Annotated in this window: 27 protein-coding genes and 2 tRNA genes; 2 read left to right on the top strand and 27 right to left on the bottom strand. The window is 38.2% G+C overall.

The genetic code is table 11. From position 1 onward, the window contains the following. Window positions 1-139: 139 nt before the first annotated feature. From dusB to spoIIE, 18 genes are all read right to left on the bottom strand, one after another. A complete protein-coding gene (dusB, locus tag MKY26_RS17795; RefSeq protein WP_224939145.1) occupies window positions 140-1,141 on the bottom strand; it encodes a tRNA dihydrouridine synthase DusB in 1,002 nt (333 codons plus the stop codon). A 17-nt stretch (window positions 1,142-1,158) separates the two neighbouring features. Next, the gene (locus MKY26_RS17790) at window positions 1,159-1,383 is read right to left on the bottom strand and encodes a helix-turn-helix domain-containing protein (protein ID WP_095371256.1); all 225 of its coding nucleotides are present in this window, start codon (window positions 1,381-1,383) and stop codon (window positions 1,159-1,161) included. Next, window positions 1,299-1,862, bottom strand: a complete 564-nt coding sequence (gene folK, locus MKY26_RS17785) for a 2-amino-4-hydroxy-6-hydroxymethyldihydropteridine diphosphokinase (protein ID WP_095371257.1) — start codon at window positions 1,860-1,862, stop codon at window positions 1,299-1,301. The genes MKY26_RS17790 and folK overlap by 85 nt, the downstream gene beginning before the upstream one ends. Beyond that, on the bottom strand, window positions 1,862-2,224 hold the full coding sequence (gene folB / locus MKY26_RS17780) for a dihydroneopterin aldolase (protein WP_095371258.1): 363 nt from the start codon (window positions 2,222-2,224) through the stop codon (window positions 1,862-1,864). The genes folK and folB overlap by 1 nt, the downstream gene beginning before the upstream one ends. Beyond that, on the bottom strand, window positions 2,217-3,053 hold the full coding sequence (gene folP / locus MKY26_RS17775; protein ID WP_095371259.1) for a dihydropteroate synthase: 837 nt from the start codon (window positions 3,051-3,053) through the stop codon (window positions 2,217-2,219). The genes folB and folP overlap by 8 nt, the downstream gene beginning before the upstream one ends. 10 nt (window positions 3,054-3,063) lie before the next feature. Further along, complete coding sequence (gene pabC / locus MKY26_RS17770) at window positions 3,064-3,924, bottom strand: aminodeoxychorismate lyase (protein WP_095371260.1); 861 nt, start codon at window positions 3,922-3,924, stop codon at window positions 3,064-3,066. Continuing rightward, window positions 3,914-4,516 (bottom strand): aminodeoxychorismate/anthranilate synthase component II, encoded by a 603-nt coding sequence (pabA, locus tag MKY26_RS17765; RefSeq protein WP_341098703.1) that lies wholly within the window; start codon window positions 4,514-4,516, stop codon window positions 3,914-3,916. The genes pabC and pabA overlap by 11 nt, the downstream gene beginning before the upstream one ends. Beyond that, complete coding sequence (locus MKY26_RS17760) at window positions 4,513-5,922, bottom strand: anthranilate synthase component I family protein (RefSeq protein WP_095371262.1); 1,410 nt, start codon at window positions 5,920-5,922, stop codon at window positions 4,513-4,515. The genes pabA and MKY26_RS17760 overlap by 4 nt, the downstream gene beginning before the upstream one ends. A gap of 171 nt (window positions 5,923-6,093) precedes the next feature. Continuing rightward, entirely contained in the window at window positions 6,094-7,017 is a 924-nt protein-coding gene (cysK, locus tag MKY26_RS17755; RefSeq protein ID WP_095371263.1) for a cysteine synthase A, read from the bottom strand. 177 nt (window positions 7,018-7,194) lie between these two features. Next, entirely contained in the window at window positions 7,195-8,067 is an 873-nt protein-coding gene (locus MKY26_RS17750) for a peptidyl-prolyl cis-trans isomerase (RefSeq protein WP_095371264.1), read from the bottom strand. 107 nt (window positions 8,068-8,174) lie between these two features. After that, window positions 8,175-9,053, bottom strand: coding sequence for an Hsp33 family molecular chaperone HslO (gene hslO / locus MKY26_RS17745; protein WP_095371265.1), 879 nt, complete (start codon window positions 9,051-9,053; stop codon window positions 8,175-8,177). Between the two features lie 36 nt (window positions 9,054-9,089). After that, window positions 9,090-9,869, bottom strand: a complete 780-nt coding sequence (locus MKY26_RS17740; protein WP_095371266.1) for a type III pantothenate kinase — start codon at window positions 9,867-9,869, stop codon at window positions 9,090-9,092. A gap of 500 nt (window positions 9,870-10,369) precedes the next feature. Next, a complete protein-coding gene (ftsH, locus tag MKY26_RS17735; protein ID WP_095371267.1) occupies window positions 10,370-12,367 on the bottom strand; it encodes an ATP-dependent zinc metalloprotease FtsH in 1,998 nt (665 codons plus the stop codon). A 122-nt stretch (window positions 12,368-12,489) separates the two neighbouring features. Beyond that, window positions 12,490-13,035 (bottom strand): hypoxanthine phosphoribosyltransferase, encoded by a 546-nt coding sequence (gene hpt, locus MKY26_RS17730; protein ID WP_095371268.1) that lies wholly within the window; start codon window positions 13,033-13,035, stop codon window positions 12,490-12,492. Between the two features lie 24 nt (window positions 13,036-13,059). Beyond that, entirely contained in the window at window positions 13,060-14,451 is a 1,392-nt protein-coding gene (gene tilS / locus MKY26_RS17725) for a tRNA lysidine(34) synthetase TilS (RefSeq protein WP_095371269.1), read from the bottom strand. A gap of 98 nt (window positions 14,452-14,549) precedes the next feature. After that, window positions 14,550-15,491, bottom strand: coding sequence for a serine/threonine protein kinase (locus tag MKY26_RS17720; protein ID WP_095371270.1), 942 nt, complete (start codon window positions 15,489-15,491; stop codon window positions 14,550-14,552). Then, complete coding sequence (locus MKY26_RS17715; protein WP_095371271.1) at window positions 15,460-16,197, bottom strand: VWA domain-containing protein; 738 nt, start codon at window positions 16,195-16,197, stop codon at window positions 15,460-15,462. Before MKY26_RS17715 ends, MKY26_RS17720 begins: the two co-directional genes overlap by 32 nt. A 115-nt stretch (window positions 16,198-16,312) precedes the next feature. Further along, window positions 16,313-18,787, bottom strand: a complete 2,475-nt coding sequence (gene spoIIE, locus MKY26_RS17710; protein WP_341098702.1) for a stage II sporulation protein E — start codon at window positions 18,785-18,787, stop codon at window positions 16,313-16,315. 327 nt (window positions 18,788-19,114) lie between these two features. Between spoIIE and MKY26_RS17705 the strand changes: the two genes are divergently transcribed. Beyond that, window positions 19,115-19,191, top strand: a tRNA-Met gene (locus MKY26_RS17705). A gap of 11 nt (window positions 19,192-19,202) precedes the next feature. Continuing rightward, window positions 19,203-19,274 (top strand) — tRNA-Glu (locus tag MKY26_RS17700). 568 nt (window positions 19,275-19,842) lie between these two features. Here the strand turns inward: MKY26_RS17700 and MKY26_RS17695 are convergent. From MKY26_RS17695 to spoVT, 9 genes are all read right to left on the bottom strand, one after another. Next, on the bottom strand, window positions 19,843-20,034 hold the full coding sequence (locus MKY26_RS17695) for a hypothetical protein (protein WP_328200235.1): 192 nt from the start codon (window positions 20,032-20,034) through the stop codon (window positions 19,843-19,845). 210 nt (window positions 20,035-20,244) lie between these two features. Beyond that, window positions 20,245-20,691 (bottom strand): S1 domain-containing RNA-binding protein, encoded by a 447-nt coding sequence (locus MKY26_RS17690; protein WP_095371273.1) that lies wholly within the window; start codon window positions 20,689-20,691, stop codon window positions 20,245-20,247. Window positions 20,692-20,786: 95 nt separating this feature from the next. After that, on the bottom strand, window positions 20,787-21,197 hold the full coding sequence (locus tag MKY26_RS17685; protein WP_095371274.1) for an FtsB family cell division protein: 411 nt from the start codon (window positions 21,195-21,197) through the stop codon (window positions 20,787-20,789). A 22-nt stretch (window positions 21,198-21,219) separates the two neighbouring features. Next, complete coding sequence (gene yabQ / locus MKY26_RS17680; protein WP_095371275.1) at window positions 21,220-21,849, bottom strand: spore cortex biosynthesis protein YabQ; 630 nt, start codon at window positions 21,847-21,849, stop codon at window positions 21,220-21,222. Continuing rightward, window positions 21,846-22,145 (bottom strand): sporulation protein YabP, encoded by a 300-nt coding sequence (yabP, locus tag MKY26_RS17675; protein WP_095371276.1) that lies wholly within the window; start codon window positions 22,143-22,145, stop codon window positions 21,846-21,848. The genes yabQ and yabP overlap by 4 nt, the downstream gene beginning before the upstream one ends. An 82-nt stretch (window positions 22,146-22,227) precedes the next feature. Next, window positions 22,228-22,491, bottom strand: a complete 264-nt coding sequence (locus MKY26_RS17670) for an RNA-binding S4 domain-containing protein (protein WP_095373565.1) — start codon at window positions 22,489-22,491, stop codon at window positions 22,228-22,230. 32 nt (window positions 22,492-22,523) lie between these two features. After that, window positions 22,524-23,966, bottom strand: a complete 1,443-nt coding sequence (mazG, locus tag MKY26_RS17665; RefSeq protein ID WP_328200228.1) for a nucleoside triphosphate pyrophosphohydrolase — start codon at window positions 23,964-23,966, stop codon at window positions 22,524-22,526. A 43-nt stretch (window positions 23,967-24,009) separates the two neighbouring features. Beyond that, on the bottom strand, window positions 24,010-25,572 hold the full coding sequence (locus tag MKY26_RS17660) for a putative polysaccharide biosynthesis protein (RefSeq protein WP_341098255.1): 1,563 nt from the start codon (window positions 25,570-25,572) through the stop codon (window positions 24,010-24,012). Window positions 25,573-26,173: 601 nt separating this feature from the next. Continuing rightward, window positions 26,174-26,710 carry a stage V sporulation protein T gene (gene spoVT / locus MKY26_RS17655; protein WP_095371279.1) on the bottom strand — a complete coding sequence of 179 codons (537 nt, stop codon included), beginning with the start codon at window positions 26,708-26,710 and terminating at the stop codon, window positions 26,174-26,176. Window positions 26,711-26,742: the final 32 nt, after the last annotated feature.

Genomic DNA, 26,742 nt, shown 5'->3' with positions numbered 1-26,742 from the left:
TCTATTAAGTAAAGAAATAGAATAAAAACTGCCAGCAAGTGACTGGCAGTCGTTCATTGTTTCACAGAAATATTATAGTTAAATATAAAAATGATGTCAAACCCGCTATTAAACGCTAGTTGCCACTAGTTGTAGTTAATTAGACTGCTTTTGAAGCTTGTCTTTCTTTTTCTTCCATTTCCACTACTAACTCAGAAAGGACGTTTACAACATCTTCTCTAGTATTACATTCATTAATAGCTGCACGAGCTTTTGCATTTCCTTTGATTCCTTTTAAATACCAAGCCGCATGTTTACGCATTTCCCGCACAGCAATATGTTCATTTTTCAGTTCAATCAATCGATCCATATGCAATGTACAGACATCCATTTTCTCACGAACGGACGGTTCTCCCATGAGCTCTCCAGTTTCTAGATATTTGACAGTCCGATAGATCATCCACGGGTTCCCTAAAGCTGCGCGTCCAATCATCACCCCATCGACACCTGTTTCATCTAACATTCTTTGGGCATCTTGGGGAGTCTGTACATCTCCATTACCGATTAACGGGATTTGAATGTTTTGTTTTACTTCTCGAATGATGTCCCAGTTAGCTGTACCTTCATACATTTGCACTCTCGTACGACCGTGCAACGAGACCGCTTTACCTCCAGCACGTTCTACTGCTTGGGCGTTTTTCACGGCGTATATATGGTCTTCATCCCAACCCATACGCATTTTGACTGTTACGGGCTTTTCTACCTCCGACACAACCGCTGAAACCATTTCGTAGATTTTATTTGGGTCTAAAAGCCATTTGGCACCCGCATCACATTTGGTGATTTTCGGCACAGGGCATCCCATATTAATATCGATAATATCTGCATTAGTATTTTGGTCAACAAATTTCGCTGCCTCAACCAAGGTTTCTTTTTCCCCACCGAAAATTTGTAGACTTAACGGCTTTTCACGCTCATCTATATACAGCATATTCATTGTTCTTTCATTTTTTAAAATAATGCCCTTATCGCTCACCATTTCGGCACATACAAGTCCTGCTCCGAATTCTTTTACTGTTAATCGGAATGCAGAGTTACACACACCAGCCATCGGTGCAAGGACCACTCGGTTCTTGATGTTAACATCACCAATTTGAAACATATCCGAGAGACCTCCTTCTATTTATGGATTTCCTGCTCTTCAGGTGGAGCTAAATCCTCCATTGTCACATGTAGTAATGTTGTAATTTTTTCTAGTAATTGTTCCGTAGGCATACGATTACCTCTTTCAATCTCACCAATAATAGAAACTGATATACCTAACTTTTTCGCAAAACCTTCTTGGGTGTATCCTTTGAGCTTTCGAAAAGCGCGAATACGTCTCCCCCATTTTTCCGCTTCCATATCCGAACTCCTTTTTTGTCTGGGATCGCCTCTAATTTCTCATGTAAAGGCTGTTCCTCATCCGGTAAGCAAATGGTTGGTTGAATCTCTAGAAGTGGAATGAGCACGAAAGCTCTCTCATGCATACGTGGGTGTGGAACGATTAACGTCTCTGTCTCAATATTTTCTTGATTATACAGTAAAATGTCAAGGTCTATATTTCTTGGCCCCCAACGAATAACCCTTTTTCTACCAAGATCTTGCTCAACTCTTAATAAAGCTTTTAATAGTTGCGAAGAAGATAATGTCGTACTAACTTGTATAACCATGTTCAAAAATTGAGCTTGGTCTTCAAATCCAACAGGGTCCGTCTCATATATGGAGGAATAATTTACTATTTCTATATCTTTACTCTTTGCTAGCTCACTTATTGCTTCATATAAGTTTACTTCTCGATCTGGCATATTTGAGCCCAAGCCGATAAAAGCTATATTTGTCACTATTTCCTACTCCTTGTCATTTCTATCGCTACAGAATCATAATGACCCGGAATAGGGGGATCCGGCTTCACTACTTTTACAGTTATTTGAGATATTTGTTTAAAGGTGGCTAATGCTTCTGAGGCAATTTTCTCTGTTAATGCCTCTACTAACTTGAATGGTTTGCCCTCTACTATTGTCTTACACAACTCATATAGATCTGCATAATTTATCGTGTGATTTAAATCATCACTTTTCCCCGCTTCACTTAAATCTAACTCAATTGTTAAATCTACATAAAAACGTTGTCCTAGGCGATTCTCTTCAGTAAATACCCCGTGATATCCATAAAACGCCATGCGATTTAAATAGATTTTATCCAAGATTAACATCCTTCCCAATAAGCGCATCCATCATTTTAGCCATACGGCTCATTTCCTTTACATCATGTACACGCATAATCTGACAGCCCTTTTGAATACCATAACAGACTGTCGCCCCTGTCCCTTCCATTCTGTCATCAACAGGTAGGTTAAGCACATTGGCTATCATTCGTTTCTTTGATGTACCTAGCAATACTGGATAACCAAACGCCACAAGCTGATCAAGATGACGCATCATTTCTATGTTATCTTCATGGCTTTTCGCAAATCCTATACCTGGATCTAAGATGATATTGTCATCCCTAACCCCCGCTGCCTTAACAATTGCGATACTTTCATATAAGTCATTCATACAATCTCTAAAGAATGAATCATATTTTTCATTATCTCTATTATGCATTAAGATAATGGGGACATCTTTTTCAGCGGCTAATGATGCCATTTCTTTATCTCTCTTCGCACCCCATATATCATTAATAATGTGCGCACCTGCTTCTAGGGCGTGCTTCGCCACTTCTGCTTTATAAGTATCAATAGAAAGAGGAATTCGAACTTCCTTTACAATCGCTTCTATCGCGGGAACAACTCGTGCAATTTCTTCCTCAACAGAAATCTCTTCATATCCTGGCCTCGTAGATTCGCCACCAATATCGATAATATCTGCTCCAGCCTCCACTAATTCCTTCGCTCTCTTTACCACATTCTCTAATTGGTTGTATTTACCACCATCAGAGAAAGAATCAGGCGTGATATTAAGTATGCCCATAATTAATGTCTTCCTACTATAATCTAAGGTATAAGAACCACAATGTAATACACTGTTTGTCATGCTATTCCTCCTAAAATGAATCTCTACTCCATAAATTCTCTCTTTGTTGTTTGTATACCCCCTGCAACAAGGTTACTATCGGTCCATTTAGACCAGGGAGCTTTCGACCTTCCATTGTTTTAAGCGGAACAATTTCCTGAATAGAGTTGGTAATAAATATCTCATCTGCATCAACGATTTCAGCACGGTGGAACACACCTTCTTCAATCTCCAACCTTAACTTTTTAGCTATCTTTATAATAAATTGCCTCGTAATACCGTTTAAAATACCTGTATCAATCGCTGGTGTGTATAACACATTTCCTTTAGTCCAAAAAACATTAGAAGAAATGCCTTCAGCCAAAAAACCTTCCTTTGTTAAAAAAATTCCCTCTAACGTATTATCTGCACCTAATTCCTGTTTGGCTAAAATATTGTTTAAAAAGTGGTGTGATTTTAAACGTTCAGCCCCTTCTGGTGTATTTCTTCTAATTGAAAGGATTTTTCCGTTTTTTTCAACCGGTAGGGGGGCTTCAGGTAATTCATTGGCAAAAATAATAACGGTAGGTTCTATATAATGGTCAGCCCTTAAACCTACTTCACCTATTCCCGCAGAAACATTTACTCTTATTCTAGCATTTCTTAACTGATTCATTTCTAATAATTCAGCTAAACGAAATTGTAACTCTTCTCGCCCATTAAATGGACTACGAATACATACAGCATCTAACCCTTGTTTCAACCGCGCTAAATGGTCATCCAATAAAAACGGATGTCCATTGTATATACGAAAGGTCTCAAATAAGCCTAAACCATATAAATACCCATGATCAAATGGAGAAATACTCGCTTCTTCTTTTCGCACCAGCTTGCCATTGACACTAATATACAAAGTGTTTGCCCCCTAGTTGAATGAGGTCATGCTGATTAAGGAAGTTTAAGAGCAAATTTTTTCCTGCTGAAGTCATAATGGATTCAGGGTGAAACTGCACTCCTTCTATTGGTAAAAGGCGATGTTTAATACCCATAATTTCACCTTCCTCCGTCCACGAAGAGACTTCGAAGCAATCTGGAAGGGTCTCTCTCTCCACAATTAAAGAATGATAGCGTGTAGCTAAAAACGGCACTTCAATTCCCCTATAGATCGTTTGTTGGTTATGAAAAACGGGTGAAGTTTTCCCATGCATCAATCTATCTGCTCGCACAACCTTGCCTCCAAATACTTGTGCAATTGATTGATGCCCTAAACATACACCGAAGATAGGGAGTTTCCCAGCAAAAGCTTCTATCGCCGCTAAGCTAATACCCGCTTCATCCGGACTACAGGGTCCTGGTGAAATCATTAAGCACGAGGGGGAAAGTGCTTCTATATCAGCGATTGTGATTTCATCATTACGCTTAATTAACACATCTGCACCTAATTCCCCTAAATATTGCACCAAATTAAACGTAAAAGAATCAAAGTTATCAATCATTAATATCACTTTTTCCAATCCCCCTTCTCTTCAGCTAACTCTTTTGCACGCCATAACGCCTTGGCCTTCTTTAACGATTCTTTATATTCTAAATGCGCTTCAGAATCAATAACGATCCCCGCTCCTGCTTGTACATATGCCACTTCCTCTTTGACTAGCATTGTTCGAATCATAATATTCAACTCTAAATCACCATTAAAGCCGATCCAACCAAGCGACCCTGTATAAATACCTCTTCTTACTGGTTCTAACTCATCAATTATTTCCATCGTTCTAATTTTCGGTGCACCTGTGATTGTGCCGCCTGGAAATGAGGCATCGATTAAATCGTACCCATCTCTACCGTTAGCTATTTGCCCCCTTACATTCGACACAATATGCATGACGTGGGAGTATTTTTCAATCACCATAAACTCATTAACTTCAACCGTTCCATATTGGCACACACGTCCTAAGTCATTCCGTTCTAAATCAACAAGCATGACATGCTCAGCCCGTTCCTTTTCATTTTCAATCAATTCATTGGCTAATTTAAGATCCTCTCTTTCATCCTTACCACGTGAACGAGTACCCGCAATTGGCCTTGTACTCACTTCATCGCCTTTTTTCTTTACTAATAATTCTGGCGAACCACTGACAAGCTGGTAATCAGGGGTATTTAAATAACCCATATAAGGAGATGGATTCAGTTCACGTAATTGACTGTACACTTCGATGGGAGGAACGTTCAACTTTTGGCTTCCTCTTACAGAAAGGTTGACTTGGAACACATCACCACTCGCAATATATGATTGTACTTTTTCCACTGCTTGAACAAACGTTTCTTCACTGATGGAAACGTCTTTTAAAGTAGGTTCCTTTTCTCCAGCTAATTGTACCTCTCCTTGTTCCACTTCCTCTGTCCAACGATTCACCCATGCTGTTTCCCTCGAGGTGACATCCTCTTCTTTATCATGGGCAAATATCAACCATAATTCTTCTGTATCATGATCAAAAACGAACCATTCTTCAAATAAGAAGAAGTGCGTATCAGGCATTTCCAAATCATCTTCAGTCATGTCTGGTAGGTTTTCAATATAACGTCCGTAATCATAACTTACAAATCCCAATACACCTCCATGAAAATCTGGTAAACTCCCTAAAGGCTCTTCGATTTCATATTGCTTTAACCACTTTTTCATTTCATGTAATGGGTTGCCATGTGCCACTTGCACCCCTTCACTTGTTTTTATGTATAACTTATTATCTTTCCCCGTAAACTCAACGATTGGACAAAAGCCAGCCATACTATAACGGCCACTTCTACCGCTCTCTAATAAAATATGTATATCATAGTCCTTTGCTATCTTTTTGTATAATGGAAAAAACCATTCCTTCGAATAGCTTAACTTTTTTGTATGTATCATCTTTTTCATTGAATCTCACCTCATACTCATCATACCGAAATGCTTACAAATTACTAGTCATTTTCTCATTGTAATAATTGTTAATCAAAAATGAAGGCTAGTCACCAAGTACGATGGTGCCAGCCTTCATTTTTGAATAAAAAAACAGCAGTGCTCATCACTGCCGTTTTCTTTATCGTTTTAATCAAATTGATAAAGTGGTGTACTTAAGTACCGCTCTCCATTACTTGGAATAATCGCCAATACTTTTTTGCCTTCTCCAAGCTCTTTGGCTACCTTTAAAGCCGCGTGAATAGCTGCACCTGAAGAGATACCACCTAGAATCCCTTCCTCTTTAGCCGCTCGACGGGCTTGAGCAAACGCATCTTCATTGGCAACAGCGATAATTTCATCATATACCTTTGTATCTAATATCTCAGGTACAAATCCTGCGCCAATACCTTGAATCTTATGCGGTCCAGGCTTTCCACCTGAAAGAACAGGAGAATCAGCAGGCTCAACTGCATAAATCTTAATATCCTTGTATTTTTCCTTCAGTACTTGACCAGCACCTGTAATCGTGCCACCTGTACCAATACCAGCAATAAATGCATCTAATTGATCGCCCATTTGCTCAACAATCTCTTTTCCTGTTGTCTCGCGATGTACTTCAGGATTTGATAAGTTTTCGAATTGTTGTGGCATGAAGTATCCATGCTCTTTCGCTAATTCTTGCGCTTTTCTTATTGCTCCACCCATACCATCTGGTCCTGGCGTTAACACTAATTCTGCTCCATATGCACGAAGAAGATTTCTTCTCTCCATACTCATGGTCTCAGGCATCACTAAAATCGTTTGATACCCTTTTGCTGCAGCAACCATAGCCAGACCAATACCGGTATTCCCACTAGTTGGTTCAATAATTGTGTCGCCTTCTTTTAAATCACCACTTTTTTCTGCGGCTTCTATCATTGCATTGGCAATACGATCTTTTACACTGCTTCCAGGATTCATATACTCCAACTTCAAATAAATATCCGCACTTCCATCTTCTACAATACGATTAAGCTTCACTATTGGTGTTTGTCCGATGAGTTCAGTAATTGAATTTGCAATACGTACCATCTTCTCCACTCCTTATTCCGAGTATTATTATTGGTTTTATTTTAATTTATCAATCACACAACCAATTGTCAACGAATATGCAGGCATAAAGCCCTTTAATTATTAGAAAATTTAAAACTTTATACCTGAACAATTCATGTTAGCTTATGCTATATGATACCTATAAATAACAAAAAACTACAATGCACCATCATAAAAAGTATCAATGTTCACTTCATCCTTAAAAGGTTCAGTAGAAACAGGAAGATCCATTTGTTCTAAAGCCATTTGTCTCCGTATTTGGGATTTAACATCCTTAAAGGAATAGGTTTCTCCCTCAACAAACTCTTGTAACAGAACTATAGCATACCCCTCATCGGTCTTTACTGGGTCAGACCATTCTCCAGCTTTTAAATCTTGCGCCGCATTAATGATGGTTTCATAATTTTCGTCATCAACTGTCACATAACCAAGGTCGCCACCCTGGGCAGCTGTTAAAGTATCTGTTGATTTTTCCAATGCCATAGCTGTAAAGCTTGAGCCATTGTCTAATTCTTTCACTGTTTGTTCTGCTTCTTCTTTAGTTGCCAGTACAATTTGTGATAGATGATATGTATCCTTAATTTCATATTGAGCTTGGTTATCTTCGAAGTATTGTTGCAGCTTTTCCTCAGAAATACTGACTTCTTTTGTTAAAAGCTCCTCAAGCATTAAACTATCTTTAATTTGCTTTCTCCATTGTTCTTCATTGATTGATAAAGCAGCGGCAGACGTGCCATACGCTGATTTTAACATTTTGATTTCACGGTCAATTTCTTCTTTATCTATTTCAACATCGTATTTATCCCCAGCAGCCTCGATGACCTTCCCATCAATCATTTCGTCTAACACTTCTTTCCCGTAGCGACCCTCCATTTCATTTAACCAATCTTGCCTTGTAATTTCATCTTTTCCAATCTGTGCCACAACTTCAGATTGACTCGGTTCGCCCTTCCCAAGAAAATAAGCAACGCTCATAAAGTTAATCACAATGAGTATTAATATGATTAACCATAAATGTTGTCTTTTCAAAGCTCCTCCCCCTACTACTTTTCATATATTTCTGTATAAAAAAGGCTTAGGCGCACCTTCTATTCCCTATTGTTCTTAAGAATCAAGATACGCCCAAGCCCTCACATTTATTTTGCTTCTTGTTTAAATGCTTCAAGTTCTTCTTTATTATAGTGATAAGCTTCATTACAGAAATGACATTGTGCCTCTGCACTACCTTCTTTCTCTATCATATCTGCAATTTCCTCTTTTCCTAAACTAATAATCGCATTCCCAAACCGCTCTTTGGAACATGTACAAGTAAAACTAACATCCATCTTTTCTAAGAAATTCACTTGATCTTTACCAAGAACACTTTGTAAGATTTCTTCTGGTGTTAGCCCCTTTTCAATCATTGTTGAAACAGGTTCAATATGTGATAACCTCTCTTCAATTGCTGCAATTGTTTCTTCATCGGTTCCAGGCATTAACTGGATAATAAAACCACCTGCAGCTAATATACTATTGTCATCATTGACTAATACACCCACACCAACGGATGAAGGTGTTTGTTCAGATGTGACAAAGTAGTAAGTAAAATCTTCCCCTAGCTCTCCTGATACAATCGGTACTTGTCCAGAAAAGTTTTCTCTCATTCCAATGTCTTTTACCACTGTCAAAGTACCTTCTGTTCCAACCCCACGACGGACATCAAGTTTGCCTTGTGCATTGGATTCAAAATGCACTTGAGGATGAGTCACATAACCACGCACTTCCCCTTTTGCATTACTATCAACCAGGAGTGGGCCAAGTGGGCCATTACCTTCGATTTTAATAGTGATTTTGTCTTCTCCCTTTACCATCGCCCCCATCATTACACCAGCGGACATTGCTCTCCCGAGTGCTGCTGAAGCAACTGGCCATGTATGATGCCTTCTTTGCGCTTCTCCTACTGTTTCTGTTGAACGAACGGCAAATGCCCTCACTTGTCCTTCATAAGCTAAAGCTTTTACTAAATAATCACTCATTTTAATACTCCTTCCATAACGAATACAGACGTTATTCTACTTTTTTATCGTGTCCATATTCCGTTTATAAATAAGCTGTAAACCTTTTAAAGTTAAAAATGGATCAATAATATCTATAACCTTTGATTCTTTTGCGATCAATGAGGCCAACCCACCTGTACCTATAACAAGCGGTTCCTCTTTTGCTTGTAACTTCATCCTACTTACAATCCCCTCTACTTGGCCAACATAGCCAAAGAGAATGCCTGATTGCATAGCTGAGACGGTATTCTTTCCAATAATCCCATCAGGCCTGACAATCTCTATTCGCGGTAATTTCGCTGCCCTAGAGTAAAGCGCTTCAGTAGAGATACCAATACCAGGTGCAATCGCACCACCCATATACTGTTTATGCTCATTAATATAACAATACGTAGTTGCTGTGCCAAAATCAACAATTACGAGCGGACCGCCATATTCATGAATACCTGCCACCGCATTAACAATTCTGTCGGCTCCCACTTCTTTTGGATTATCATACTTAATATTCAAACCTGTTTTGACCCCTGGACCCACAACTAATGGTTTGATATGAAAGTATTTTTCACACATTCGCTCCAAAGCAAACATAATCGGAGGAACAACGGAGGAAATAATAATACCATCTATATCAGCAAAAGATAATTGCTCATGCTCAAACAACGATTTCACAATCATTGCATATTCGTCCTCTGTCTTATGACGATCAGTCTCTATTCGCCAATGATACTTTAACTCATCTCGTTGATAAACACCCATCATCATATTCGAATTCCCTACATCAAAAACAAAGATCAAGCACCCTCACCACACTTACCATAAAATAATTACACTTTAATACTGAGAACATCATATCACACCTCTGTTCAGATTATCCAAATTATAAAACTCCAACCCTATTGCCTCAACGCTGAATGAATGAAGATTCATCATTTCTATTTAATAGGACAACTTACTAAATAATTTCCTTTAGTGCATACCTCTAATCAATAAATCAATAGTAGCTTTCCCCTTACTTCATTAAAAAGAAATAAAATCGGTCAAGTTATGTAGTTCTTGCTCCGTTAATAATTAACCATAGGTGGTTGTATAATTGTATACACCTGACTTGGTATACCAACATTTGTTCTGCTACCTTTGATGAATTTCCTCTTGTTACACGCGCAAAACCATTTTATTCCACTATCTTTCATAAGTTTCCTCTTATTGCACGAAGAAATTTCCTGTTATACGTTTCAACCCCCACTTATAGACAGAAAAAAAAGCCCCTCAATAGTGAGGCGCTTTTTCTTTTTTGATTAAGATTTACGATCTTCATCAATTGCTGGAGGCTCTTCTTCTTCAGCAGGGGATTGTTTTTCCCTTGTTTCAGTGATTTCACCTTCATTATCTTTACGATCGTCATCTTTTCGAATATTAACCTTAATATTTGAATCTTCTATTGTTTCACTTGTTTTAGAAGCTGGGCGTTCAGGTAGTGTACCATGATCAGATAGATGTTTAATTTGCTCTGCATCTAGCGTTTCCACTTCTAAAAGTGTTTTTGCAATGATATCTAGTTTGTCACGGTTCTCTGTAAGGATTTGCTTACAGCGTTGGTAACATTCTTTAATCATGCTTTGAATTTCTAGATCAATCTCATATGCAATCGCATCTGAGTAATTACGCTCGTTATTGAAATCTCTACCTAAGAATACTTGACCACCTTGTGATTGACCAAATTGTAGAGGTCCGAGTTTGTCACTCATTCCAAATTCAGTTACCATTCGGCGTGCAATACCTGTTGCACGTTGGAAGTCATTATGGGCACCAGTAGAAACCTCACCAAACACGATTTCCTCTGCTACACGTCCTCCAAGTAAACCAACAATTTTATCAAGTAATTCTGGCTTCGTTTGGAAGTAACGATCTTCTCTCGGCAGCATAACAGCATATCCGCCTGCTTGCCCACGAGGTACAATTGTTACTTTATGAACCATATCAGCTTCATCTAAGATTAAGCCGATTACAGTATGACCTGCCTCATGGAAGGCCACAATATTTCTTTCTTTTTCAGATATAACACGACTCTTCTTAGAAGGCCCTGCAATTACACGGTCAGTCGCTTCATCCACATCGGTCATATCCACCTTCTTCTTATTCTGACGAGCGGCAACTAGTGCTGCTTCATTCAATAAGTTTTCAAGGTCTGCACCAGAGAACCCTGGTGTACGTTGAGCAATCGTTTTTAAGTTTACCGACTCATCTAACGGTTTATTTTTTGCATGAACTTTTAATACCGCTTCACGACCTGTTACATCCGGACGATCAACTGTAATTTGACGGTCAAAACGACCTGGACGTAATAACGCAGGGTCAAGGATATCTGGACGGTTTGTTGCAGCAATGATAATAATTCCTTCATTTGCACCGAAGCCATCCATTTCTACAAGCAATTGGTTAAGTGTTTGTTCACGTTCATCATGCCCACCACCGACACCGGCGCCACGCTGACGACCAACCGCATCAATTTCATCAATAAAGATGATACATGGTGCGTTTTTCTTCGCATTCTCGAATAAGTCACGTACACGAGAAGCACCAACACCGACAAACATCTCAACAAAGTCAGAACCACTAATAGAGAAGAAAGGTACGCCTGCTTCTCCCGCAGCTGCTCTCGCTAATAACGTTTTACCAGTACCTGGAGGTCCCACTAATAGAACACCTTTAGGGATTCTCGCACCAAGTTCTGAGAATTTTCGTGGGTCCTTCAAGAATTCAACAACTTCCACTAATTCTTGCTTCTCTTCGTCCGCACCTGCTACATCTTTAAAACGGACCTTCTTCTTGCTTTCATCATACAACTTCGCCTTACTTTTACCGAAGTTCATTACACGGCCACCGCCGCCTTGAGCTTGGTTCAATAAGAAGAAGAATAAAATGAAAATGATGATGAATGGAATCATCGTTGTAAAGAACGTTACCCAGCCATTTGCTTCTTCTGCTGGTAGGATCTCTAATTTGGAATCACTTGCTAACTCTTCCACTCGGTCTATTACAGAGTCACTATTAGCAATATATGTGATAAAATATTTACCTTCTTCATAGCCTTCTAATTGACCACGTACTTCATAAACGCCCCTTACAGGCTGTAAACTAAGGCTTTCAACTTGACCAGACTCTAAATTCTCAACAAATTGGTCATAAGTCATTGCCTCTGTCGGTTCGTTATTGCCATTAAAGAAACTGACAACCCCTATAATGACTAAAAATATTAATAAATAAAAGATGGTGTTACGGAAAATCCGATTCATCCCTTACCTCCTCCCACGGTAAACAAACTACATAGTATCGTATCATACAAAATTGTGCATATACAAGGAATTACACTTGGTCAGACTGGGTTTTGTAAAGTATTTCACACATCGCATTTCACTTAATTATTATTGCTATACACCTCAGGTTTTAAGATACCAATATATGGTAAGTTTCGGTATTTCTCAGCATAATCTAATCCATATCCTACAACAAACTCATCTGGTACATTAAATCCTACGATATCCGCTTTAATTGCTGCTTTTCTGCCAGTTGGTTTATCAAGCAGAGTAACAATTTTTATCGATTTCGCTTTACGATAACGGAATAACTCTACTAAATAGCTCAAAGTTAATCCACTATCTATGATATCTTCTATGATGAGGACATCACGTCCCTCAACAGAAGTATCAAGATCTTTCAAAATCTTTACCTCTCCTGAAGAGACCATGGAATTCCCATAACTGGATACATCCATGAAATCCATTTCAAGATGAGTATCAATTCGTTTAATTAGATCGCTCATAAATGGCATTGCGCCTTTTAAGACACCTATAACAAGAGGGAAACGTCCATCATACTCCTCTGTTAATAAGCCGCCTAACTCTCTCACTTTTTGCTGAAGCTCTTCTTCAGTAATTAAGATTTTTTCAATTTCGTTTCGCATCTTATTCCTGTGCCCCCTAGAAGATCATTGCTTTATGTATTTCAGAAAAATATAGCTTGTATCAGGTGAATATTCAGCTGCTTGATCAGACTTTTTTAATCCTGGTAGCCATATAATGTTACCATTTGCATCCGTAACAACAGGCCATAAATCCCGTTTTTGCCGCGGAATTTTCTGATCGATAAAGATATCCTTTAACTTTTTGCTACCATTTATTCCTTTTAACTTCATCCTATCTCCATTTTTCCTTGTACGGATCGTTAATGGAAAGGCGATATCCGCTTTAACCAAAAGATAATCCATTTGTTGATATTCCTGTAATGGGTGACCGACATAATGCATGCTGATCTCGCCTACTTCAGGAATAACATAGTTTCCTGGCTCTTGTATTTGAAATAAATACGGCTGTACGGTTGTTTTTTTACTAGTGGAGAAGAAACAACAATCATATGAACGTACAACTGTTAAACCATTTGGGAAATGTAAGGTTCCAGACGGATGAGGATGAGTAATTAAGGAAAAAACATTTTCAATATGTGTAGCGGATAAAGAAGATGGCCTTTCCTGATATAGATAATTTAATATTAGTTGAATCACTCTTCTTTGTAAAGGTTTTGCGACATCTGTAAATCTGTCAATATAAAGAAGAATTTCACTAGCACTTTTCCTCTCTGTTACACTATTCAATTGTGCTTCTGCTAATTCCTGCATAAATACCTCATCTTCGCTCAAATCCTCACTAAGGCGTTGGAAATGGTTATGCACTTGAGGATTTTCCCTTTTTAAAAAAGGCAAGATATTTTTCCTAAAACGATTTCTGCTATAGATTTCCTTTACATTACTAGGATCTATTCTAGGTTCTAAATGATGAGTCTCTACATAGGAATCAATTTCATTTCGACTTAAGCAAAGGAACGGCCGTATAATTGCCCCTCTACTAAAAGGTCGTATAACTGGCATACCCGCTCTAGCAAGACCACTACTCCCTCTTGTCATTCTCATTAACATTGTTTCAATTTGATCATCACCATGATGACCTAATGCAATGTAATCAAGCGCTTCTCTTTGCATCACTTGCTCAAAGAAACAATAGCGACAGTCCCTTGCAGCAATTTGCGAGCTTTTCCCCGTTTCCTTCATATGTGCAGAAACATCCATTCGTTGCATATGAAAAGGAATGCCTGACTTCTGACAATAGCGTTCTACAAACTTAGCGTCTTCAAAAGATTCTTCGCCCCTAAACATATGATCCACATGGATTACTACTAATTGAAAACACTCTTGTTTACTTAATTGCTGCATAAAGTGAAGTAAGCTTAAGGAGTCAGGTCCTCCTGAGACAGCAATTCCCACACGCTTATTCTCCAATTCAATGCCCTTTTGTGATAAAAATGCTTTTACCTTTGCATAAAACATAACATTCTTCCCTTATGTTAAACTATTACTTCTACTAAAAGGATATCACTTTTTTAATGTTTATTTCCAAAGAAACGATTATTTATGCCTAAACCCTCTCACACCATTTGACTATATAAATAGAAAAAGTAAATACAACCAATAAACAAGATTAAAACGAACGCTCCAATTTTTTCATTGGGCTTTCCTTTAGTCTTTCGGGATGTTTGCCTAGCTGGTGGGGACACATGAGTTTGCTTATATGAACAGGCAAGCAAGGCTTGTCTCATATCTTCAGCAGTTTTAAACCTACCTTGAAGTGCTGGTATGACAACTCCTTCATAAGTTTTTAAGATTTTATGTTTCTTTACCCTATCCATTAATTGTTCTAAACCCCTTCCGTCTTTAGAGAAACGGCTTGGGTAGGCACAGTGAATAAAAACCATAGCTGTTGAGAATAAATCATAAGTAGGTTCAGCTTTTCTACTACCAAGCCCCCAATATCCTCGGTCGTAAAACTCTGTAAACTCCTTAATGGCTCTACCTTTTAATGTTGTTCCTCCTACATCTATACACCGAATGCGCGGAGCTCTTCCTGTGACAATCAGATTCTCTGGTTTTAAATCTCCAAATACCCATCCCGCTTTGTGCAGCTCCTCTAGATCAGAAAGTAATTGCAGCATGAGCACAGGTATCCACGCCTCTCCTTTCTGTTTAATAAAAGAGTGGAGATCAGGACCATGGATATATTCCATCACATAAAAAGAATACATAGTGGATGAGGAAAATTGCCAATCATCAACATCAAGCAAAGAAGGTCCTAGGGTAGACCCTTGGACCTTCGTAAAGGATTTTAGCACATTCACTTCAGAAGTTACTGTATACCCATTTTCACTTATTTTTAAAGCAACGAGTTGCCCAAGGTATGTGGCGAGATAAACTACACCATTAGCCCCTGCACCTAGTTCTTTTTCGATACGGTATTGCTTGTGATGCCATTTCCCGTTAATAATCGCACCTTTTTGTAGATTAAATTGACTCTTCATAGTACTCATCGTCATTTCTAGAAATTAAATTGCGTAATGATCGTTTCTTCTCAAAATAGGTAATCGCCTCTCTTAAAGCTGGTCCAGTGGGTGTAATACCACCTGTTGAGAGTTTAGCGAACACAGAAGTTAACGATTCGAGCTTAGGTGTCCAATCTAGCAATTTTTCGACATCATTCTTTTTCCCGGGAAATACAAACAGAGAAAATTTATTTTTTCCCGTGCGTGCATTTAAGCTTAAAGATAGATCAAATAAGGCTTCTTTGACTGTAGGTAGCTTATGTTTCATACTTGCACTCGTATCGACAAGAATCAACACTTCCATTTCAACCGTTTCCCCTAGCTCATCCACAACCTCCATTACCTCGCCTCTTTGTTCTGGAGGCAAATCCTCAATCGTTTGTTTATTTCCTAAGATTTGCGTGAGTTCACGATTGACTACTCCTTGTAATGTTTGTGTCATCGCCTGCCTTGTTACCATCTGTACAGTATGTGATAGCTGTCTAGCATATACGACTTGACTTACCCCACCCCCGGAAAGGGCAATACTCTCAATTTCCTGCATTCCCTTCTCATCAATAACGTCATTCTCCATTACACCTATCACATTTACGGAAACTCCCTGCTCTTTTGCTAGAGCCGACATCGCTATAGGGTCTTCTCCAACGTTTGAACACCCGTCTGTAATAAGTAAAATTTGTTTTAGGGTACCTGTTTTCATCTTTTTCCCTCCTAATCTGATAGAAGTTACTTAGTGATTACTAACCATTTTCAACGGATTAGAAAGGAAATATACATAAAAATGACATCTATTGGAGATTCTATTCTATTTAACATTAATTCGCTTGTTTATGGAACGGTATACTCGACCATTTCGGGATATTGTGCTTTACTTTTGCCACCATCACCGTCATATCATCATCAATACGTCCAGCTCTTGATCGAATCACCTCTTCCATAATTAAATCTGCCACTTCTTGTGGGTCGTTCGTTTTTAACTCGGTTATTTTCCTCTTCATCCAAAGATCAAAGTTCTCCACATGTTTCGGCCCTTCAAATACACCATCGCTCATCATAATGAGTAAATCCTCTGCTTTTAATTGCTTACTAACAACATCGACATCGAATTCTTCAATCATGCCTATGGGTAAATTACTTGCCTGCACTTTCATCACTTGGCTCCCTCTTTTAATAAAACTCGGTGTAGAGCCTATTTTCAAAAATTTAGCATCAGCATTTTGTAAATCAATCATCGCCAAATCTAATGTGGAGAAAATTTCATCTGTTGTCCTTAATGACAGAACAGAATTGACCGATTTTATGGCCACTTGCTCTTCTATACCTGATTGCAATATTTTCTGTAGTAATTCTAACGTTTCTTTGCTTTCTATATGTGCTCGTTCTCCATTTCCCATCCCATCACTAATGGCAATTGCATACTTACCGCTACCTAATTCAATTGTTGAATAACTATCTCCTGATATTAAGCCACCGTCCTTAGCCGCATGTGCCACTGCCGTATCAATGACATATGCCTTTGCTGAGCGAAAAGTAACATGGCAATAATCGTTGGCATAACTCGCACATTCCTCAGATTTAACTAAGATTGTTTCTCCTAATATATCTGAAAGCATTGGCGCAATTAATTTCTCACATTCCCCGTGTCCATTACAGTATGGGATCGTCATCTCTATATCAACATCACCTTGCTCCAAGCTATAAATTTCTACCTGTTCTACCTCTACCCCAAATTCTTGGATGGCCTCTAATATCAGTTCTTCCTGTTTATGATGATTCTCTCGCTCTCTTTGAATTTCTTTAGCAAAATCCCCCATCACTGCAGATACACCTAATAATTGATCTGCCACAAGCTTCCTACTTTCTTGCACTTGTTTTTTCAACCGTTGATTTGCTTTATAAAAAGTAAGCTCCTGTTGAATCACTTCTGTTGTTTTCTTCGATCTTGTACAGTGTTTTTCCCACTCCCTTTCTAGTCGTGAAGAAATTTGTCCATCTTTTTCATCTAAATCATGCATAATATTTTTCATATAATCATATGTTGTATCAAAGTTCCTAGCCCAGCAGTGATCCTTTTTAAAGCAAGTTTGGCATGTCTTCTCTGTGACATTACTTAGGAAATAATCCAATTCTCGATCTGTCTCATCATTTTCTACCACAGGAGCTTGATGTTGCATGGCAAAGCTTTGCGATAACGCTTGAAAAACATTAGAAAACTGAGAAACTCTGTGCGCAGTTACATCCCGCATTTTTCTCATATACTGCTGTTGCTCTGCCGCATATTCCGCAGTCCCAGGGATATGTTTCGCTAGCTTTGACGTAAAACTTTGAGGCGTTAATAGAAATAGAAATATTGCTACTCCAGTTTCGTATAAACCAATTAATAAGTTTGACTGATTGTCACCATACATTCCCATGAGTAGGGTAGCAATAAGCAAACCAAATGCCACACCTATTTTCTTCCCTTCTTTTAATAACCCACCTAACAAACCAGAGAATGCTAATAAACTCATATGGAAAAAGCTTGAAATATTAGCCAAACTAAATATTAGCCCTGTCACGACACCAACCGTTGAGCCTACCGTGGCACCTGCGACAAATGAAAACACAAGCACCAAATAACGAGACATCACATGTTCGACTGATAGGTCATACACTGTCCATCCGATTGTTCCTGTCATTACTGAGGCTAGCATAATAATGAGGCAGACGATTTCCTCTGTTTTTAATGATTGCCTCCTCCGATTAAAAAATAGTAACGGCAGGCTCTGTAGGAATATTAAACATAGGATAAATCCTAAACTAGCCTCTACACCAGCCATCATGAAATCATACATCGCCACATGTCCCGTTATGATATAAGATTGGATAATCGAACTGATTAATAATGTCACAGCCACATATATAGGCATTACTTTTAATTCATTGGTAATCCACTTTTTACTTATCCGAAAAACAAACAGAAAAAAGAAAGATGTTAAAAACGTGGTCACACCATGAGTAAATGATAAAGTCGAAGCTCCTCCAATCAATCCAATTAAAGCAAGCGGTGCTTTATCCTTTCTTACTAAATACATCGCAGCAAAAAAGGGCAGAGTGAATGGTGTTAACTGGGACAATATAAGGGCTCGTCCAAGTAAAAAACCAATAATTAAAAACAAGTACCCCTTCTTAATAAAGAAAGTTTCTAAGCCCGTCTGTATTTTCCCACCTATTTTTGAGAGCTCCATCTTGGGACGACGAAGATCCACTTCCCCTATCGGTTCTGCAATTGTTCGTTCGAGTTTTTCCATCATTCCCACTCCCTATTTGTTTCTTTTTCGCTATTATAAAGGGCTATGTCTTAAAAGTTTGTCAAAATAATGGACAAATACCTCTTTTTCGTTCGACTGATTTCTTTATAAAGTGCAAAAAGAGTACAAAAGCAGCAACAATTAAAGGATTGGAATTGGACCATACGTTCTCCTGTTGTCTAAAAAACTAGACATCACATGCTTCCAAAAAATGACGAAACCTCATCAACTATTCCGACAAAAATTTTCCGGGGGAAATAATATTGACAGACTTGTAGAATCTTTGTATTATATATCTTGTGCTTTTAAAAGAAAGCCACTTCAAATGGCGGTGTAGCTCAGCTGGCTAGAGCGTACGGTTCATACCCGTGAGGTCGGGGGTTCGATCCCCTCCGCCGCTACCATTTTTTATAGTGGCCCGTTGGTCAAGCGGTTAAGACACCGCCCTTTCACGGCGGTAACACGGGTTCGAATCCCGTACGGGTCATCACTTATATTAGCTATAAAACAAACCTGGGCAGCTTCAACTGTTCAGGTTTGTTTTTTACTCATTTTTAATTATAATAACAGCAGACCTAGCATGTATTTCCTTTTTGTTTGATTTCTGGTTTGTTTTTGCCTAATTTAACCAAGATTTTCACTCTGACCTGATTTCTGATTCGTTTCTCGTCTAATCCTATCAAACTTTTCTCTCTGGCCTAATTTCTGATCCGTTTCTTGCCTAATCCTATCAAATTTCTCTCTCTGGCCTAATTTCTGATCCGTTTCTCGTCTAATCCTATCAAATTTTTCTCTCTGGCCTAATTTCTGATTCGCTTCTCGTCTAATCCTATCAAATTTTTCTCTCTGGCCTGATTTCTGATCTTTTTCTCGCCTAATCCTATCAAACTTTCCTCTACCACCTGATTTCTGACCCGTTTCTCGCCTAATCCAATCAAATTTTTCTCTCTGGCCTAATTTCTGATTCGCTTCTCGCCTAATCCAATCAAATTTTTCTCTCTGGCCTTATTTTTGACCCGTTTCTCGCCTAATCCAATCAAATTTTTCTCTCTGGCCTAATTTCTGACTCGCTTCTTGCCTAATCCAATCAAATTTTTCTCTCTGGCCTTATTTTTGACCCGTTTCTCGCCTAATCCAATCAAATTTTTCTCTCTGGCCTTATTTCTGATCCGTTTCTCGCCTAATCCAATCAAATTTTTCTCTCTGGCCTTATTTTTGACCCGTTTCTCGCCTAATCCTTCAATCAATCTTCCGCACCCTATCCGCACATATGCACAATTCTTTCCAGGCTTATACGCAAAGTCTTTTATAAAACCACACCTAACCGTTATAAGTTACAATCATCGCCAGTCGTCACAAAAGATGCGGAAGAATAATAAAAAAGCAATCCCAATAAGGATTGCTTTTGCAGGAATCGTCGTGATTCCCTTGCTCGTATATATTAATTCAGCAGCAAGTTAACCTCGTTTAGCTCCTCTGCCACCACGTTTTGATTCTGTATTTCTCTTAAGAGAAGATAAACGGTCTTCACTGTCTTTCAAAAAGCGAGCCATTTTAGATTCGAATGTCTCCTTTGAAGGACGGTGATTATCGTTTGTTCTACCTTGACGTGGGCGCCCAGAATAGCCTCTAGACTCTCTTCTTTCAGGCCTTTCCGTTCTCTCAGGACGATCAACAGCTTTCTTAATTGATAAACCAATTTTACCGTCTTTCTCCACATTAATAACTTTCACTTCAACAGTATCGCCTACTTTGAGGTGATCATTAATGTCCTTCACATAATTGTCTGCAACTTCACTAATATGCACAAGGCCTGTTGATCCTTCCGGCAGCTCTACAAACGCTCCGAAATTAGTGATGCCTGTAACCTTTCCTTGTAACTTGCTGCCTACTTCGATTGACATAAAAAGATATTTCCTCCTTAAAGATATAAAGTAAACCCAAATGTATTCATACTTATACTATATTATACCGAAAGATAAAAATAGGTGTCAACTTCTCATTGAGCTGACTCATTTTCTTTTTTTTCCTTTTCATCGGTTTCATCCGGCATTTTGAAGATGATTTCTCCTTGTTCAGAAAGATAATAATCCCTTCTAGCGAGTTTTTCTAAATACTCTTCATCATGTAACCTAACTATCTCTTCATTCAAGGCCTTTTCCGACTGTTCTAGTTCTTTCAATTGATGAGCAAGTTTTACCTTTTCTTCTTTCTTTTCACCTAGGGCAGCAGATTGGGATACGATAGTCGTAATCATAAATACTGAAACCACAGCAACAAATACAAAAAAGACAGTCAGTCTACGATAGAGAAGCTTCTTTCTCCGTTGAGAACTGATTTTATTGGCTTCCTGTTGTTCGATATAGCTTGAATGGATCTTGGCTACATTTTTATTCTTGTTGGTACTCATACAACTACCTCTCCCTTCTAAGTTATTCTTTCTTCTTCCACTTTTCCGCCAGTTTTTTAACATATTCTTTCCCTTTTTGGAAATATCCTTTTAATTTATCATAGAACTTATCGACTGATTTTTTAAAAGGGGCTGGTAATATACGAATAAGAAGTCGAAATATCCATCTTACTGGTGATAATAGTACTTTTAAGATGAACATTAGCACATTACTTGTCCATTTTATCAGTAGTAGAAGAAGTTTGCCCACTAATACCAATAGCCCTATTAACGTAGTGAAAAAAAACTGAACGGGTCGAATAATTAATAGGCGAATGACCTTCACAATAAAATAATAAATAGAAATAATCGTAGAAATAACTATCTCTAATAACTTTAGGTAAATATTTTTCATTAACGCTTGATAGGCTGCAAAACCGCAAAGTAAAGCTAAAAAGATGTAGAATCTTAACTCTCCTTCATTGACAAGGAACAAAATATAAAATATAGCTAGTCCTTGTAATAGCCAAAAAAGGATGTCATTTATAAAGACAACCCAACTCTTTCTTACTGGCCGTTTGAGAAAGCGCTGATACGTATCTAAGCTTGCTCCAAAAAGGGAACCCATCCCTATCATGGAGAGCATCGTCAAAAATTGGACCGATAACGTCATCGGAATAACTTGCTAAAGAGCCCTTTAGCTTTTTCTCCATGTTGATCATCTAAATAAACAAGGTCGAAAATTTTCCCTTTTATGGAGACAATTCCTTTGTCCACATCTAAATTCTTCATTTGTAGATTTTGCCCTTTGATAGCTAAAAAACCCATGACAGTTTCTAATAAAAACTCTTCATTATCAAAGCTTTCTACCTGCTTCACTCCCGTAATATCTAGCAGTCTTCTGCCACGCATGATCACATCATGATCAGGAGCAGTTTGTTTACTCGAGTTCTCATGGTATTGGCTCATCTCTATCCCTCACAATCCATAGTACAATCCTTTAATACATATGTATGAAGATTGCTCAGGGATTAGAACAAGCGCTATTTATTTATTCTTGATTCATTCTTTCTTCACTTACTATTGTGTACATTTCTGCTGCATCATCTTTTCTTGTTGTTTCCTGTATTTTATCTATTCGCACCTTTGTCACTTTCTGCCCAAATCGAATCGATAATTCATCACCAACTTTTACATTGGTACTTGCCTTGGCTTCTACTCCATTAATAGCAATACGCCCTTGGTCAGAGACTTCCTTTGCCAATGTACGTCTTTTTATTAATCGAGATACTTTTAGAAATTTATCTAAGCGCATACTTTCACTCTCCTTTACCCTAAAAAGTTCATTTAGTAACCTTTTTTCTTCGCTTCTTCCCAAAAACGATCCATTTCCTCCAGGCTCGCCTCTTTTAGATTCTTATCTAGTTTTTTCTCTATATATGAAAAACGATTGGTAAATTTCGTATTGGTTCGATGTAATGCTTCTTCTGGATTGATTTGATAATACCGAGCAATATTGATAAATGCAAATAATATATCACCAAATTCAATTATGCGATTGTCATTATTATTCTCGGCTTCCAATTGAAATTCTTTAATTTCTTCAAACACCTTATCCCACATTGGTTGGATGTTTTCCCAATCGAAACCGACCTTTGCAGCACGTTTTTGTAACTCTTCTGCACGCAACATGGCTGGATATGATTTTGGAACACCATCCAATATTGACGATGTTTTTTCGCCTTTTTCTTGTTTTTTCATTTCATTCCAGTTACGTAACGCTTCATCTACATCTTCTGCTGCTCTCTCCCCAAACACATGCGGATGTCTAAAAACCATTTTTTTAGAAAGACCTGCTATTACATCATGAATAGAGAAGTACCCTTCATCGTCTCCTATCTGGGCATGAAGCATAACTTGTAACAACACATCCCCTAGCTCTTCAATGATATGATCAATATCATCCTCTTCAATCGCTTCGATTAATTCATACGCTTCCTCGATTAAATACTTCTTCAAAGATTGATGTGTTTGTTTCTTATCCCACGGACATCCATTTGGACCTCTTAAGGTAGCAATGATTTCTTTCAGTTTAGGAAACGTTGGGTAAAGAATCGCTTCATTCGTAACGGGAGGGACATATACAGATGTTAAATTAGTTAAAGCTAAATCATGATCTAGTTCATAAAGTGGAACTTCTTTAATCACTTCTTCACTACTTCCGGCCGCTGTTACAATCTTTACTAAATAATCATCCGGTAAATAGTCCATTAACGTCAATTTTACTTCAGATGCAATGAATGCATCATATACTTGTCCGATAATCATATGTTGTGTAAGAACAAGTTCACTTCCCTTTAAGTCCGTACCATCTAATAGTGTAAAACCTTCAACTGGATCAACCCTTAACGCTTGGAACATGCTATCTAGAAAACTTTGGCCACCCTTAAATTCTAAATTAACTCCATACTCATCAGCCCGTTCAATGAGTAATTGTACCGTTTTTTCTGCTACAAGCGGGTGACCTGGCACAGCATAAACAATGTTTTCCACTTTTCCTTTTTCTAACAAAAGGGTGCTTATTTCTTCGTATACCTCTGCAAATTGATCATGTGATTCATAGATCTTGTCGAAGGATTCAAATAGCACTCCTTCTGCTGTTAATGCTGATACCACAGGATGTTCTTTTGTTCTTAAATAGACTTTATTAACACTGGTTAATAGCTTATATACTCCTAGTGGCAGTTGATTAAGATCTCCTGCTCCAAGGCCAATAACTGTTACCTTCATTATAAATAATTCTCCTTTATTTTACTTTTTGTGTCGGTTGTTTTTATCTTCTTTTCATAAAATGGAGAAGCTTTTCTCCAAAAGGTAACTGACGTAGCTCTGCTTCTGTAAATATGTTGCTGCGAATCGTAAGAAATAAATAAAGAATCGCACCGAGAGCAGCGCCGGTTAACGATTGAAAGGTAGCAAGTACTCTTCCACTCATGAATGAGAGTGCAGTAACAGAGAGATACAAATTTAAAAAAATCGTCATCAGAATAGCAGAACTAAGGATTGTCAATAACTCACGTACTGAAACAAGTTTGACACTTTGGTTCCATTTTAACCGAAACAGCAAAGCAATTACCATCAACGCTAACGCGATGTATGTGGCGTATACAGCCCCATATATTCCATAATGCGGTACAAATGAGGTATTCAGAAAGTACTTAATTCCCACTCCGATTAAAATCGTCCACGCTGGAAAAAAGCTATTTCCTAAACCTTGGTGTACGGCTGCCAAAGTAATCACAAGAGAGCTTAGTAAAATAACAATAGACATTAAACCTAGAACGGCTGATCCTTTATCATTTTCGAATAGCATGACATTTGTTTGACTCACAATCGCCCAAAGCCCAACTGAAGCGCCAACGCCAAATAGAAGGCTCACTCTAATGACCAATTGGATTTTTTCATTGAGTAGTTGAGGTTGCTGTATTTTTACGTATGTAAGAATTGGTACGAGCGATAAACTCATCGAAGTGGCAACAATAGAACCTAATTGAATAAGTGGCTGACCTCTGTCATATACACCCTTTAATGTCTTTGCTTCAATCTCAGAAAAACCCGATGTCGTCAATAATGCATAAAGATTGAGGGCATCTGCTAACTGGATAAAAATGAGTAATAAACTACTCACACAAATAGCAAAGCTTTGGACAATAATCTCTTTAGACAGTTGAAAATACGAGCTAACACCCATGTGCTTCTGCCTTATTCTTGGTGCACTTTTCATTTCTTTTATAAAATAAAATAGCAAGATTGCAAAAGCTGCCAAAGAGGCTAAAATGACACCATAGTAAACTCCACCGCTAACAGAATAAATGGAAGCACCCATTTTAGTTAGTATATAAGCATAAAGTAAGATAAACAGCACTCGTAAAAGTTGTTCACTCACTTGAGAAACAGCTGTTGGCATCATATTTCCTTTTCCTTGAAAAAAACCTCTTAGCACTGATACAAGTGGTAATATTAAAAAACTAATAGCAACAATGCGCAAGGAATCAGCCAATTGAGGATCGTTCATATAGTAAGCTAAGGCATCCGCACTAAAATACATCGTTAAGCAACATATAATAGCAATCATTGATAACAATAATCCGGCAACTTTTAATAACTGCCGTCCACCTTCCTCACCATTCCTCGTTCTTTGCTCAATATATAGTTTTGAAATCACAACTGGAAAACCTGTTGTGGCTAAAACAAGAAAGATCCCATAAAAAGGGTACACTTGTTGATAAATATAAAACCCGATATCTCCTACTATGTTTTGGAAAGGAATGCGATAAACCGCACTCAACAATTTGACAATTATTCCTGCCGCAGTCAAAATAACCGCACCTTTCATTATACTCGTAGAAGTTTGATTGGTATCCAGAAGATATCTCCCCCTATAAGCACGACGATACCGCTTAACTATGAACTTCGAAATGTATTATAGCATATTCATTTATTGATATTTGTCTCTCGCTCCTTGCCTGAGGGAGGCATTTTAAATATTGAGGTGTAGTTTTGCGGTAAAAAGATGCTTAGCTATGATTTCTCCTTATGTTTAATCAAATCCTACTTGAATTTATCAATTTTTGAAGCATTTATTTGATGTTTTCTGTCTTAATTATGATTTCTTCACGCTTGGGTTTCTCCAGACGTATTCCCCCTAGTGCTTCTTACCAAAAATCTCTTTGGTTTTTTGACTTCGTTACCATCTTAATCGGTCTTTTCAGAACGCGGCTCTTTTTTACCCGATTAAGAATTTCCAGTCGACTTCAGTTAAGGGGCTGATTCGTTTCCAACGGCATCTTACGGCAGATCATTTTCCTCTAACATTAGCAGCATTCAGCTCCCGAAAGTCAATGTCTACACAAAAATAAAGCGAACAATCATCATTAAAAATATGATTGTTCGCACTAGATGACGCTAGAAAAGCTCCAGCTCATATTACCTATATACTATGATTCCATTTGTCTCGCTAAAAATCCAGCTGCGGTTTCGACGGATTTTTGTTCAACTGCACCAATGGTGTCATCTTTCGCAATGATTACGACTGCACCAATTGGATCGCCATTGGCTACTATGGGTCCTATTGTGTAAGATGCGACGGATTCTGTATGATTATCTACAATTGAAATTTCGCTTGATTGGGTCACAAGAACAGAGCTACGATCCTCCATTGTCTTCTCTACTAGATCACTAATACTCTTATTTAAGTAATCCTTCTTAGAGCCTCCTGCAACAGCGATATATGTATCTCTATCGCAAATTAAGACCGGATTTCCTAAGCTATCATATAATGCTTCTGCATATTCTTTTGCGAAGTCACTAAGCTCAGAGATAGGTGAGTATTTCTTTAAAATTACCTCTCCATCGCGGTCTACAAAAATCTCAAGTGGATCTCCTTCACGGATTCTTAAAGTTCTCCGGATTTCTTTAGGAATGACGACACGACCCAAATCATCAATACGACGAACAATACCTGTTGCTTTCATTCAACGTTGCCTCACTTTCATCTGATGATTAA

Source organism: Cytobacillus sp. FSL R7-0680 (assembly GCF_038009245.1).
Lineage (GTDB): Bacteria > Bacillota > Bacilli > Bacillales > Cytobacillaceae > Cytobacillus > Cytobacillus kochii.
Note: the sequence above shows the minus strand (reverse complement) of the source record. Positions and strands in the feature narration are given on the sequence as shown.

Coding starts and splice junctions, on each gene's coding strand:
- hslO (WP_095371265.1), bottom strand. CDS start 9,053: ATGAGTGATTATTTAGTAAAAGCTTTAGCTTATGAAGGACAAGTGAGG.
- MKY26_RS17760 (WP_095371262.1), bottom strand. CDS start 5,922: ATGAAAAAGATGATACATACAAAAAAGTTAAGCTATTCGAAGGAATGG.
- MKY26_RS17790 (WP_095371256.1), bottom strand. CDS start 1,383: ATGGAAGCGGAAAAATGGGGGAGACGTATTCGCGCTTTTCGAAAGCTC.
- tilS (WP_095371269.1), bottom strand. CDS start 14,451: ATGTTTTATGCAAAGGTAAAAGCATTTTTATCACAAAAGGGCATTGAA.
- MKY26_RS17670 (WP_095373565.1), bottom strand. CDS start 22,491: ATGCGCTTAGATAAATTTCTAAAAGTATCTCGATTAATAAAAAGACGT.
- MKY26_RS17715 (WP_095371271.1), bottom strand. CDS start 16,197: ATGAAAACAGGTACCCTAAAACAAATTTTACTTATTACAGACGGGTGT.
- spoVT (WP_095371279.1), bottom strand. CDS start 26,710: ATGAAAGCAACAGGTATTGTTCGTCGTATTGATGATTTGGGTCGTGTC.
- yabP (WP_095371276.1), bottom strand. CDS start 22,145: ATGAGCCAATACCATGAGAACTCGAGTAAACAAACTGCTCCTGATCAT.
- MKY26_RS17685 (WP_095371274.1), bottom strand. CDS start 21,197: ATGAGTACCAACAAGAATAAAAATGTAGCCAAGATCCATTCAAGCTAT.
- mazG (WP_328200228.1), bottom strand. CDS start 23,966: ATGAAGGTAACAGTTATTGGCCTTGGAGCAGGAGATCTTAATCAACTG.
- hpt (WP_095371268.1), bottom strand. CDS start 13,035: ATGCGAAACGAAATTGAAAAAATCTTAATTACTGAAGAAGAGCTTCAG.
- MKY26_RS17690 (WP_095371273.1), bottom strand. CDS start 20,691: ATGTCAATCGAAGTAGGCAGCAAGTTACAAGGAAAGGTTACAGGCATC.
- yabQ (WP_095371275.1), bottom strand. CDS start 21,849: ATGACGTTATCGGTCCAATTTTTGACGATGCTCTCCATGATAGGGATG.
- MKY26_RS17720 (WP_095371270.1), bottom strand. CDS start 15,491: ATGACGATGAGTACTATGAAGAGTCAATTTAATCTACAAAAAGGTGCG.
- cysK (WP_095371263.1), bottom strand. CDS start 7,017: ATGGTACGTATTGCAAATTCAATTACTGAACTCATCGGACAAACACCA.
- ftsH (WP_095371267.1), bottom strand. CDS start 12,367: ATGAATCGGATTTTCCGTAACACCATCTTTTATTTATTAATATTTTTA.
- MKY26_RS17660 (WP_341098255.1), bottom strand. CDS start 25,572: ATGAAAGGTGCGGTTATTTTGACTGCGGCAGGAATAATTGTCAAATTG.
- spoIIE (WP_341098702.1), bottom strand. CDS start 18,787: ATGGAAAAACTCGAACGAACAATTGCAGAACCGATAGGGGAAGTGGAT.
- dusB (WP_224939145.1), bottom strand. CDS start 1,141: ATGTTTCAAATTGGTGATGTTAACATCAAGAACCGAGTGGTCCTTGCA.
- folP (WP_095371259.1), bottom strand. CDS start 3,053: ATGACAAACAGTGTATTACATTGTGGTTCTTATACCTTAGATTATAGT.